This window comes from Streptomyces sp. NPDC003247, assembly GCF_042888135.1.
Taxonomy (GTDB): Bacteria; Actinomycetota; Actinomycetes; order Streptomycetales; family Streptomycetaceae; genus Streptomyces.
Genome location: NZ_JBIAPF010000003.1, coordinates 19,727 through 32,012, shown reverse-complemented (window position 1 = coordinate 32,012; position 12,286 = coordinate 19,727). Strand labels below are relative to the sequence as shown.

9 protein-coding genes are annotated in these 12,286 nt (G+C 71.2%); 8 read left to right on the top strand and 1 reads right to left on the bottom strand.

The annotated features are described in order from the left end of the window. Nucleotides 1-6 precede the first annotated feature (6 nt). The 5 genes from ACFYWQ_RS09695 to ACFYWQ_RS09675 all read left to right on the top strand — a co-directional run bounded on the left by ACFYWQ_RS09695 (nt 7) and on the right by ACFYWQ_RS09675 (nt 6,792). Nucleotides 7-1,239, top strand: a complete 1,233-nt coding sequence (locus ACFYWQ_RS09695) for a hypothetical protein (protein WP_389514508.1) — start codon at nt 7-9, stop codon at nt 1,237-1,239. A gap of 111 nt (nt 1,240-1,350) precedes the next feature. Next, nucleotides 1,351-1,974 carry a hypothetical protein gene (locus ACFYWQ_RS09690; RefSeq protein ID WP_389514506.1) on the top strand — a complete coding sequence of 208 codons (624 nt, stop codon included), beginning with the start codon at nt 1,351-1,353 and terminating at the stop codon, nt 1,972-1,974. 170 nt (nt 1,975-2,144) lie between these two features. After that, nucleotides 2,145-3,923, top strand: coding sequence for a hypothetical protein (locus ACFYWQ_RS09685; RefSeq protein WP_389514504.1), 1,779 nt, complete (start codon nt 2,145-2,147; stop codon nt 3,921-3,923). Nucleotides 3,924-4,195: 272 nt separating this feature from the next. Beyond that, entirely contained in the window at nt 4,196-4,729 is a 534-nt protein-coding gene (locus tag ACFYWQ_RS09680; RefSeq protein WP_389514502.1) for a hypothetical protein, read from the top strand. Beyond that, complete coding sequence (locus ACFYWQ_RS09675; RefSeq protein WP_389514499.1) at nt 4,726-6,792, top strand: Hsp70 family protein; 2,067 nt, start codon at nt 4,726-4,728, stop codon at nt 6,790-6,792. Before ACFYWQ_RS09680 ends, ACFYWQ_RS09675 begins: the two co-directional genes overlap by 4 nt. Nucleotides 6,793-7,314: 522 nt before the next feature. Here the strand turns inward: ACFYWQ_RS09675 and ACFYWQ_RS09670 are convergent. Continuing rightward, a complete protein-coding gene (locus tag ACFYWQ_RS09670; RefSeq protein WP_389514496.1) occupies nt 7,315-8,037 on the bottom strand; it encodes a tyrosine-type recombinase/integrase in 723 nt (240 codons plus the stop codon). Between the two features lie 265 nt (nt 8,038-8,302). On the opposite strand from ACFYWQ_RS09670, the gene ACFYWQ_RS09665 reads away from it, so the two are divergent. From ACFYWQ_RS09665 to ACFYWQ_RS09655, 3 genes are read left to right on the top strand one after another with little or no spacing between them, the layout of a single operon-like run. Next, nucleotides 8,303-8,815: a GNAT family N-acetyltransferase gene (locus tag ACFYWQ_RS09665; protein WP_389515903.1), complete on the top strand. Its 513-nt coding sequence runs from the start codon at nt 8,303-8,305 to the stop codon at nt 8,813-8,815. A gap of 7 nt (nt 8,816-8,822) precedes the next feature. After that, the gene (locus ACFYWQ_RS09660; protein ID WP_389514494.1) at nt 8,823-10,331 is read left to right on the top strand and encodes an ABC transporter substrate-binding protein; all 1,509 of its coding nucleotides are present in this window, start codon (nt 8,823-8,825) and stop codon (nt 10,329-10,331) included. A gap of 3 nt (nt 10,332-10,334) precedes the next feature. Continuing rightward, nucleotides 10,335-12,281, top strand: coding sequence for an ABC transporter permease subunit (locus tag ACFYWQ_RS09655; protein ID WP_389514492.1), 1,947 nt, complete (start codon nt 10,335-10,337; stop codon nt 12,279-12,281). Nucleotides 12,282-12,286: the final 5 nt, after the last annotated feature.

Genomic DNA, 12,286 nt, shown 5'->3' with positions numbered 1-12,286 from the left:
AGTCCCATGCGCCTCACCATGCCGACCGGCGTCATCGAGGGGACCCAGCTCACCGTCATGCCGTTCCGCGACGACGCCGTCGTGGGCACGCTGTCCGTGCCCACGCTCGTCCAGCTCGTGCCGTCGCCGCGCGCCGAGGAGGACCCGCGAAAGCTCAAGGCCGCCTCCGGCCTGGTTCGCCGTCACGCCGAGCTGCGGGCGACCGTGCAGCGGACGCTGAAGTCGTCGCAGAAAGGCAGGAACGTCGGGCCGTACGCCGAGTACATCGCCGCCGGACTCAAGGGCGAACTGGGCGCCGCCTGGTCCACACCGCCGATCACCCTCTGGCACGCCGGACCGCTCGCCGCCATCAGCGACGAACTCGTCCCCGGCAGCGGCCTGCGCACGCTGACTGTCGCGCCGGGCACCATGGTCGTCGCAATCGACGGCGAGACCCAGACCACCGCCTGGCACGACCTGTACGACGACCCCGAGACCTACGGCCTGACGTACCCCGAACTCGCCCGCGTGCGCATCCCCTTCGAGCTGTACGTCGATCTCGCCCCGGCGGACGCCCGGCAGATCTTCTACGACCGCAACGTCCAGGGCGTGGCCGTCGCCAAGAACCTGGCCATGTCCATGGACCAGCGGGACTTCGGCACCCGGCTCGCGCACGTCGTCGCCGACTCCGTGAAGGTCGAGGTCGACGGGCAGCGGATGCCGTTCGGCCGGCTGGTCAACTCCAGCAAGCGGCAGGTCTCGGCCGGCGACCGGGAGGTCGTCACCCTCTCCGCGCTGCGCGCACTCGTCGTCACCACCCTCTACGGCAGGGCCGGCCTCGCCCGCTCCGCCGAGTCGGTGCACGAGGACGAACTGCCCGCCGGGGTGCCGGCCGAGGAGGCCGAGGCCATGGTCGTGCCGCTGCTGGCACGGCTGATCTCCGAGCGGTTCCCCGCCTTCGCCGCGCGCAGCGCCCTCACCGCGCCCGCCGTGCTCGCGGGCGTCGGCATCGCCGCCCACCACGCCATGCCGTGGAGCGAAGCGGCCTCCCGCATCGGCGTCGAGGACCTGGACCGGCTGCTCGACGGCATCCGCTGGGAGCGCGAGGCGGCCTACTGGAACGGCGTCGCCGCCAAGGCAGGCACCTCCGGCCGCCTCAACTTCAGCGGCGGCGTCAAGGACTCCGGCGGCCGCGTCGCCGACGCGATCCTCTACCCGGCCACCGAGGCCGGACGACGGATCCGGGGACTCCAGGCCTGACAGGGCCTCGCCCGACCGGGACTTGCCCGACGGACCGCGCCACGACCGCGAGCAACCTGCTGAACCCACCGAACGAGTCCCGAACCGACCCACGCAGAACGGAGCTCCACCATGACCGCTCAGCCCCCGAACCCCGGCAGTTTCGGTCCCTCTCCGGCCTCCGGCGGCCAGGGCACCCCGCCCGGACACGTCCCGCACCACCAGAACCCCTGGGGCACCCCGCCCCCGGCGTTCCCGCCGGGCCGGCCCACCGCCCCGGCTCGCCGCAGAGGCTGGCTCGTCTACGGCGTCATTCCCTTCGTGGCACTCCTCGTCGGAGTCGGCATCGGTTCGAGCGGCGAGGACGGCACGACGGACGGCGGCACGTCCGGGACCAAGGCCGCCCCGGGACCGACGGTGACCGTCACCAAGGCGGCGAAGAACGGGGCCGAGCCCGGCCCCACCGTCACCGAGACAGTCACTGCCAAGCCGAAGGAGACCAAGGAGGCGGGCCCGGCGACCAGCTTCTCGGGCGAGGGCGAGTACCTCGTCGGCGAGGACATCAAGCCGGGGACGTACAAGACGGCCGGCCCCGAGGACGAGTTCGGCTGTTACTGGGAGCGCGCCAAGGACGCCAGTGGTGAGTTCGACTCCATCATCGCCAACAACAACCTCAACGGTCCGGGGCGCGTGACCCTCAACAAGGGCGAGTACTTCAAGACCAACCGGTGTCAGGAGTGGAAAAAAGTGGGATGACACGGTCCGGTGCGGTGGATCGGTCTCCTCCTTGGGCAATCCTGCTGGTGAGGTGTGGCCGATGACTACGAGTGCGGCTATGTCCTGCCTTAATATCAGGTCGCTCACCGTGTCCGGGCCGATCAAGGAGGAAGTCGGGCGTTCACGGTGAGGGGGGAGGGATCGAGTACATGGCGATCGAGCCGTCCGCCTCGGGCGAGTTGGAGGCGCTGAGGCTTGCGGAACTGGAAAGACGTGAACGGCTGCGCCAAGACCGGGAGGGCGGCGTACGCGCTCCTTTGCGCGCTCGGCGCCGCTCTGCCGCGATTGGTCGTCTGTCGGACCAACCAGGTGCGTCCGTGCTCGACGACCAGCTTCCGCAGTTCGTCCCGCTGCCCGGCCGCATCGAGCACAGCCTGCGAAGGGTCGCGGAGGAATTGGGCGAGGACGCCACCTTTGTCGACCATATGAGGCAACGGGCGACCCATGCAGCGAACCCTCTTCGGTCGGTCGCCTCGGACACTCTCGAACTGCTGAGCCGGATGGCTCCCCTGTCCGCACTGGGCCATCTCGAGGATCTGACGGCCGACGGACTTCCCTTCCTCGAGGACGACGAGCGCTTTCGTGCCGAAGCGCTCCGTTCCGGGCGCCTGCCTGCCCCGGAGGGGGACCTCGGCCCCGTCGACGCATGGCAACTGCACGCGGAGGCCGTTGAGGCGCGAGGACGTGCGGTCCTGTCGACCACTGCCTGGCAGCGACTTGTCGCCCGCCTGCCTCTACCAGTCGTCGATGACCTGATCGACATGGGCGCCCTCACCAAGAGCGTGATCGGTGACACCTGGCAGGAAGTGGACCACGATCGCGCACGCTACGTGACAGCGCGTCTGGACCCTGACGTGTTGACCGATGCCGAGGTGAGAGCCCTTGCCTGGCGGGACGAGGAGTGCCGCCGGATCCTTGAAACAGGCGGCACGGTGGCACCGGTCGACGGCAGGCACGATGAGTGGAGTCTGCGCTCGGCGCTGTTGGACGGAGATGTCTCCTCTCTGGACAGGGTCCGAGCAGACCAGGGTCCGGACCTGCCGCCGGAACTGTTCCACCTCGTACGGTCCCTGTTGGACATACGACAAGGTGCGACGGTGGACGGCCGCCTGGGACGGGATCGGTCGCTCTTCGGACTGATGGAGGACTGTGTCCCGGAGGGGCGGCTCATCTCGGGCACTACTTCCTTCCACTTCTGGGCCGGAACACGGCGCATGTACCGCATTCTGGATGACATGCACTGGGCCATGGCCTGCGAACCGGAGCGAACCGAGCACGCCGTGCGCGCAGCCCTGCAACAGGCAGCCGTGTTGCGCAGCGGGGAAACCCACGGTGCCGCCGGGGCAGCAGACCGGGAGGCACGGGTCGTGCAGGCCTATCTGATTTTCCTGCACGCTCGCCCCGGCGATCGAGACCGTCTCGACCAGGGTGTAGGACTCCTTGAGGACGTGCTGAAGCGAGGAGGCAGACGGCGCGGGGGCGTCGGCGGTGTGCAGCGGCGCCGTTTGAGAGCCCTCAGTGAACTCCTGCAGTCGCTGCGGCTCAAGTCGAAGCCGCACGATGTCCTCAACCCCTACCTCGCTCTGTGTGTCCAACACGACTCCACCGAGTGGGGCCAGGGATGGCGTGACCTGCGGCGGCAAGTCGCCGCGGAGCAGATCGAGTACATCAACGGAGCCAAGGACCGCATCCGACGGATCGAGACCGCACGACGCGTGGGGGAGGGAGCCGAGCTCCTCTACGAGCTCCCGTTGCACGAACGATTCCTGTGGGTGCCCGACGACCGGAGCGAACTGCTCCAGCCGTGGCCGCGCCCCCTGGCCCGCGGCACGCGGCCCAGCACCGAGCAGGAAAAGTCGTGGACCGCCACCGAGGCGGCCCGGGAGATCATCGGCCGCTGTGTCGAGAGACTGAGGAACGATCACTGATGCCCGCCAAGAGAGAACCCCGTAAGCCGGCGGCAGAACCCCGACGCATCCCGGAGTTCGAGGGGGTGCGCAGCAAGCCGGCCAAGAAGGCGGCACGGCGTGTCCCACCGCGAGACGCTGCGACTCCTCCTCCCCGCGACGGCCAGGCGGCAGCATCCAGCAGCAGCCCAGCGGGACGAGCACGAGCCGAAAAACCTCAGAAAGCCTCCGGCGACAGTAGCGGCGCCGGCGCCGACGCGCCGTTGCTCGATCCTCGCGCGGACCCCGAGGTCATGTTCCGTATCCTCAGCGACAAGATCGCCGCGAAGGTGGACCGGGCGGCCATGAAGGCGGGAGCGAGCGCCGCTCAGGAGGTCGGCCGACGACTCACCGCGGAACTGGACGCTGCCATCGCCGGAGCACAGTCCACCGCGGGCAAGATGGGTTCCCTCGTGCAGCAAGCGGTGCAGGCAGCAGTGGACGAGGCCTTGCGGACCGCCGTTCTCAACGCGACGCGTGTGCACGAGGAGCACCTGGCGCAGCTGGCATTGATCGACCGTACGGCTCAGACGTCGCAGGACATCGCCGCCGTGCGACTTCGTGTCGAGGAGGAGATGCGGCGTTCCGGGCTCACCAGGATCACCGAGGCCGACCCCGATGCTTTCAACCTGGTCAACCCCGACGCTCACAAGGGCAGTTCTTCCTACGAGGTCCTGGCACCTGCCTACGCGGACCAGCGCACGGGACGCATCATCCACCGTGGTGAGATGAGACGCCTGCCGTCGACATCCACCGCTCACGTGACCGACCAAGGAGCCGACCGATGACCTTCGGCATCGACTTCGGTACGAGCAACTCTGTCGTCGCCCGCTGGACCGGGAACGGTACCGAGGTGATCCGGGTGGACAGCGCCGCCCTGCCCGCCGAGTGGAACAGGCCAGGATTCGACGAACTCTTCCCGTCCGTCGTGTCGCTGCGCGACATCCAGCGAACCCTGTGCTTCGGATGGTCCGCCAAATGTGAGACGGCAGAACCCCGCGATGCGGTTAAGCGCATGCTCGCCTCGCGCCCGAGGGGAATGGACACGGCGAAGTTTCCGCGGACCGGCGCGGTACCCGAGGAGCACGAGGTCTGGCTCGGCGACGAGCCGTACCGGAGCACGGTCGTGGCGGCAGCTCTCTTCGATCAGATGAAGGTCGGCGTGCGTCGCAACCTCCGCGAGATGGATGCGGCGGTGGTGACCGTACCGGCCAACGCCACAGGCGCCGCCCGCTATCGCACCAGGGCCGCGGCCCGCCTTGCGAAGATCAAGGTCAAAGCCTTGATCAACGAACCCACGGCGGCTGCGATCAGCTACGCCCACGACTTCCCCGGTGAGGGCCGATTCCTCGTCTTCGACTGGGGCGGCGGCACCATCGACGTCACGGTCCTTGAACACTACGACGGCATTTTTGACGAGATGGCGTCACGCGGTATCACCGCGCTCGGCGGCCTCGAATTCGACGAGGCGCTCGTGAAGCTGGTGCTCGCCAAGCTTGGCAGCCACCCGGAGCGACTGACACGACTGGAGGCACGTCGCTGGAGACGGCATGTCGAGCTGACGAAGATCGTGCTGTCGCAGCCCGGCACGGATCAGGTGCTCTTCGAACCGCTCGGCGGACATGCTCCAGTCGTCATTCGCAGGGAAGAGTTCGAGGAGGCGGTCCAACCATTGGTCCGCCGCGCGCTCGTCCCGCTGGAGGAGTGCCTCCAGGACGTGGGCCTGACCGCCCATGACTTGGACGCCGTACTGATGATCGGGGGTACGTCCCAGATTCCGCTCGTACGCCGAGAGGTCGAGCGAGTGCTGGGTAAGGCCGTGGTCGACGCCCGGCTGTGCAAGCCGATGACGGCTGTCGCACGGGGCGCCGCCATCACGGCGGCGGAGATCGATGGCCTTCTCCCTGAGACCACGATCTCGGTCGCCACCAGTCATGACCTGGGCCTTTCCTTCAATGCGGGTGGACGACAACGAGGTTTCGCCACCGTGATCCCGCGCTACTCGACGCTCCCGGCGCGTGGGACCCGCAGTGCCATGCCTGCGGTCCGCGGAGCGTCCAAGGTTGTCCTGGAGATCGTTGAGGGCGACGGTAAGCGTGCTGCGGACGACGAGCGGACATTCCCCCTGGTGAGGCTCGAACTGCCGGTGCCACAACCGAGTGCCGAGCCGTCGGACAACGTCTTCGACGTCGATTACCACTACGATCGGAGCGGCATTCTCAAGGTGCATGCGAAGACCCGCCACACCGGTGCGGTGATCCTCAGCGAGGAAGTGGACTGCTTCGGGCCGGACGGTACGCCCATTGCCCAGGGGCTTGATCGCGAACTCGAACGACTCCTCACCCGCATGGTCGAGCCCGCCGTCGATCAGGCGATTCGGAACCCCACGCCAGCCGAACCCACCGGAACTTCCCTTGAGCAGGTGCTGGCACAGGATGAACCGGAAGGCGACCGGACGCCGAGTCTTGTGGTCGACGGACGCGGCATCATGACGGCGGGACGCACGGCGGCGTCGCCGCGTCCACCGAGCGTTCGTCTGCTCGGCTCCGCGCTTACCGCGATCAGACGCCGCTACCCCGACCATCGCGTGGTGACCGTGCTGGGGACGGACATCGTTGACGCGGTCGAGTATGAGGACAAGGACATCGTCGAGAAGGCCGTGGACGAGGGCAGTATCGTGACGGTGCCATCGACCTCCCCGCAGTCGGTACTCAACGTGGCGCAACAGCTCGACGCCGTCGTGGTGTCGATGGGTAACATGACGCGCTTTCGGACGCCACATCCGTGGTTGGCGGAGCAAGGGCGTTTCGTGAAGCTGGCGTTGGTCGATCGCAACTGGGTGTTTATGTAGAGGGGCGAGCGGCGGGCACCGGCCCGCTTGGGTACTCGTAAGAGGGGGGCACCGGTGTGACGCCCCCGCCGCCTGAGGAAGAGAGGCCGGCGTCGGTACCGACCCGCCGTCCAGCAGCCCCGCAGCTCCGTCGACTGGTCCAGCAACTGTGCCCGCGCCGAGGCGAACAGTCCGTGGTTCTCACCCCGGTGCGCGCCGGGGCTGACGCCGCTACGCGGTGGGAATTTGAGGGCCTGACCGCCCTGGACGTCAGCGGCGCCGCCACCGGGCGCCGAGCAGTGGAGTCCACGGCGTGGCGGTGCATCGTCGTCCAGTCCTGTACACGGGCGTCGACTGTTTCGCGCGGGAGGTTCAGCGCGTGACTGGTTGCCGTCCTCCAGCTCGCCCTGGGGCAGCCGCGTGCGGCCGAGCGGACCCAGGAGTAGTGGACGAGGTGGGTGAGGAGGTCGTAGCCCGGCTCCTCCCTGAGGAAGGTCACGCCGAGGGCGGAAGATGGATGCTGTCGTGTGCATGCGTGTGCGTTCACGTGGTGCTCGAGGCCCGCAGCACCCCCGTCTCCTCAGCCACCCCCCGCAGCAGATCCGAGAAATACCGCCGTGGCACCCTGGTGCCGGCGCGGGCTGTGAAAAGAGGGCCGCCCTGGGGGGTGTCGCGAGGCCGGTGGCGGCGTGTGAGGTAGGTGGCGACGGCGTCACGGACGACGGGTGGGAGGGGGACCAGGCGGTGGCCGCCTCCCGGTTCCGGCAGGCGCAGGGTGTCGGGGCCGCGGGCGACGTCCCTGTCGGAGACGAGGTCGTCCAGGGTGAGCGCGACGAGCACACCGGAACGCAGGCCCAGGCCGAGTTGCAGATAGCCGCAGGCGCGGTCCTGGCTCGTCCGCCGGTCCACCGCTGCCAGGAGGACGGCCGTCTGCCAGGGGTCCAGGCCGCTGGGGGTGAGCTGGGCGGCGTTGGTGAGGCGGGGGCGGCGGGCGGCGGGGTTGTAGACGACCGCGTCGTGGGCCAGGGCGTACGCGTAGAAGGAGCGCACGGCGGAGACGCGGCGCGCGGTGGCGCTGTGCGGTGCCCCCGGGCGGTGGGCCCACAGGGCGATGTGCTGGGCGGCGACCTTGTCCCATGCGAGACGCGTGTGACGGCAGGTCCGCAGCCAGTCGGACGTGCTCGCGCGGTACGCCTCGCGGACGCGCTCGGGGTACGTGACCGACGCGAGCCACCCCTCTGCCAGTTCCTGCGGATCCCAGCCCACGTGCGTGCCTCCTGGCGTGTCCTCGGCGTCTGGAACGGGATCACGCTAGCCAGGCCGGTTCCCCTGCGAAGGGCGTTGTCACTCGATCGGGTGGCCGACCAGCAGCCGCTTCCGCGGGTGAGGTGTGGTCACCGTCATATCCGCGGGGCGCAACGCAGGTGATCAAGGCGATCCGCTTAATGCATATGATGTGCAAGTGCATGAGTTTCGCGAGTATCGCGTAAGGCCCGCCCGCCCCTACGACCTCGACGCCGCCCGCGCCGTCATGCTGGACACCGTCTACCACGACTTCGGCACCGGATACGTGCCCCGTTGGCACGGGGACATCATCGATCCGGCCGCCGCGTACCTGGTGCCGGAGCGCCACACGCTGCTGGTCGCGGTCGACGAGGATGGTGAGGTGGTCGGGACCGGGGCGCTGGACTCGCGTGGTCCGCTGCACCCGCCCAACCCGTGGCACGTGGCCGAGCGTTATCCCTCCGGTGCGACCGCGCAACTGCGCCGGATCTACGTCCGTCCCGCGCACCGCCGGCGCGGGATCGCCCGGCGGCTGGTCGCCGAACTGCTCGCGTTCGCCGTCGCGGACGGCGGATACCGGTCCGTGTACCTGCACACCGACCCTGCCGTGGAGGGCGCCGAGGGGTTCTGGCGGTCGGTCGGCACCGTCGTGCACGACGAGCGCGACGATCCCGGCGGCGGGCAGGGGATCGTGCACTTCGACGTCCCCCTCGACGCCCTCCTCCCCTCCGCCGTCTTCCCCTACCTCATAGGCCGGTAAGTCCTCCATGCCCCCCATGTCCTTCCTCCGCCGTCCGCGGCTCCTTCCCGCCCTCCTGCTCACCCCGCTGCTCGCCGGCTGTTTCTCATCCGGCGGCGGCAACGGCGAGGCGGCCGACGCCGGGGACGGCTCCCGGCTGCGGGTCGCCCTCGCCTTCCCGCCCGCCGAGAACCTCTCCCCGTACGGCGCCGACGCCACCCTCCTCAGCCGTCTCGGTGTCACCGAGGGCCTGACCGCCCTGGACGCCAACGGCGCCGCCACCCCCGCGCTCGCCTCCTCCTGGCGCCGCGAGGACGACCGGACCTGGCTGTTCACCCTGCGGGAGGCCGAGTTCCAGGACGGCACCGACGTCACCCCGGCGGCGGTCGCCGCCGCCCTCACCCACGCCACCGAGGCCGAGCCCGCCCCGACCGCCCTCTCCGGCGTCACCCTCACCGCGACGGCGGAGGGCAGCACCGGCGTCCGGATCACGACCGGCGCACCCGACCCCGTCCTGCCCCTGCGCCTGTCCAGCCCGAGCCTCGCCGTCCTCTCCCCGACGGCGTACGAGAAGAAGGACGCCGTCGATCCGGTCGGCACCGCCACCGGGCCCTTCGAACTCACCGGGGTCGACGGCAGCACCAGCGCCGGCCTGGACCGCTTCGACGACTACTGGGGCGGCCGCGCCCAGGCCTCCGGCATCGACGCCCGTTTCATCTCCGACGGCACCGCCCGCGCCAACGCCCTGCGCACCGGCGAGGTCGACATCGCCGAGGCGATCCCGGTCTCCCAGGCCGCCTCCCTCGACGCCGACATCCGCCGCGAGACCGCCACCACCCGCACCACCAGCCTGCTCCTCAACACCAAGTCCGGCGCCTTCAAGGACTCCTCCCTGCGCGCCGCCGCCCGCGCCGCCCTCGACACCTCGGCCCTCGCCGAGGGCGTCTACGAAGGACACGCGGACGCCGGCACCGGCCTCTACGGACCGGCCGTCACCTGGGCCGACGGCAAGCGCGTTTCGCCCGCCGGGCGGGCGAAGGCCGGGCGGCCCGACGGCGTCCCGATCACCCTCGCCACCTACGACAACCGGCCCGAACTCCCCGAGGTCGCCCAGGTGGTGAAGCAGCAGCTGGAGAAGGCCGGGTTCAAGGTGACGCTGGAGGTGCGCGAGTACGCGCGGCTGGAGAGCGACGCGCTGGCCGGAGAGTTCGACGCCTTCATCGGCGCCCGCAACAGCCTCCTCGACACCGGCGACCCCGTCTCCCTCCTCGCGAGCGACTTCACCTGCGACGGCGGCTACAACCTCGCCCTGCTGTGCGACAAGGGAGTCGACCGGGCCGTCGCCGAGGCCCAGGCGGTGGCTGACACCGACGGGCGGCAGGACGCCGCCATGGCCGCCGAGGCCGCGATCCTCGGCACCGACGCCGTCGTGCCCCTGGTCCACCAGCGGGTCGTCACCGGCGTCGCGGCCTCCGTCGACGGCGTGCTGCTCGACCCCTACGAGCGCACCCTCGTCGGCATCGGGACACGGCGCTGATCCATGGGTCGCAGGGTGGGCGCGCTGCTGTGGCGTGCCGGACTGGCCGCGCTGCTGGTGTGCGGGACCGGGCTGCTGCCGTGGCTCTCGCACACCGACCCGGCGCTCACCGTCCTCAAGTCCCGGTCCACCGACCGCGATCCGACGCCGGAGGCGCTCGCCGACATCCGGGCCGGACTCGGCCTGGACGACGGCCCCCTGCACCTGCTCGGGCAGTGGCTCGCCGGGCTGCCGCGCGGGGACGCCGGACGGTCGTGGCTCTCCGGCACCGAGGTCGCGCCCGCCATCCTCCAAGCCCTCGGCGTCTCCCTGCTGCTGATGGCGGTGGCACTCGTCGTCGCCGCCGGCACGGCCGCCGCCGTGTGCGCCCGCACCCTGTACCTCGGCGCCCGCCGCCGGCTGGGCGACCGGCCCGCCGGCGGTTCGGGCTCGGCCGTGCTCGCCGCGCTGCCCGAGTTCCTCACCGCCTCCGTCCTCGCCACCGTCGTCGGTGTGCACCTGGGCTGGCTGCCCGCGCTCGGCTGGTACGGCCCCCAGTGGACCGTGCTGCCCGCGCTCGCCCTCGGGCTGCCCGCGGGCGCGGTCCTCGGGCGGCTCCTCGACGACCAGCTGCCCGGCGCGTTCGCCGAACCCTGGGCGCGGGCCGCCGCCGCCCGCGGACTCACCGGCCGCCGCGTCGCCCGCCAGGCGCTGCGGCGCTGCGTGCCCGGACTGCTGCCCAACCTGGGGCTGTTCGTCGTCGGACTCACCGGCGGCTCCGTCGCCGTCGAGCAGATCTACGACATCCCCGGCCTGGGCCGCACCACCCTCCAGGCCGCGATCGCCCAGGACCTGCCCGTCCTCCAGGCCGGCACCCTCCTCCTCGTCGCGCTCGCCGCCGTCGCCACGGGCGCCGCCCGCCTCACGGCCCGCCGCCTCATCGGCCCCGCCCTGCGCGACGGCGCCCTGCACACCCTGCACCGGCCGGCGCCGCCCGCCCGCACCGTCTCCCCGTGCGTCCACGCCTTCCTGCTGTGCGCGGTGATCGCCCTCGGCCTGCCCCGCGACCCGCTCGCCCTCGACACCGGCGCCCGCCTGCGCCCGCCGTCCACCGCGCACCCCTTCGGGACCGACGCGCTCGGCCGGGACGTGCTCGCCCGGGTCGCGCACGGCGCCCTCGACACCCTTCTCCTCGCCCTCGCCATCAGCGCGCTCGCCCTGGCCACCGGGGTGCTGCTCGGATGCCTGCCCCGGCTGTCCGGGCCGCTCGTGGACACCGTCAACGCCGTTCCGCCCGTCCTCGCCGCCCTCCTCGTCACCGCCGTCCTCGGCAGCGGCACCGCCACGCCCGTCGTCGCCGTCGCCGTCGTGGCCTGGGCGCCGCTCGCCGCGCACACCTCCGCGCTGCTGCGGCACGAACGCGCCACCGTCCACCTCACCGCGACCCGCGCGCTGGGCGCCGGTCCCTGGTACCTGCTCAGGAACGAACTGCTGCCCGCCGTCCTCCCACCCGTCGCCCGCCACGCCCTCGTACGGCTGCCCGGCGTCGCCCTCGCCCTGGCCTCCCTCGGCTTCCTCGGCCTCGGCGCCCAGCCGCCCTCCCCCGAGTGGGGCCTGCTGCTCTCCGAGAACCAGCCCTACGCCGAACGCGCCCCCTGGGCCGTCCTCGCCCCGGCCGCCGTCCTCGCCCTGCTCGGCGCCCTCGCCGTCTCCGCGGCGGGCGCCGGGAGGCGGGGGTCCGTGCGGCTGGTGGCCCGGAAGGGGCCGTGGCGGCCGTGGACGCCATGGACGCCATGGACGCCATGGACGCCGTGGCCGCCACGGCGCCGTACGGTCCGACCGGCGGCCCAGCCGGCGGAGGGGCCGGCGGGCGGACCGGCGGATGGACCGGTGGACGGACCGTCCGGGCTGGCGGATGGACCGGCGGACGGACCGCCCCGGTCGGCGGACGCGCCGACCGCCGTTCCCTGAAACCG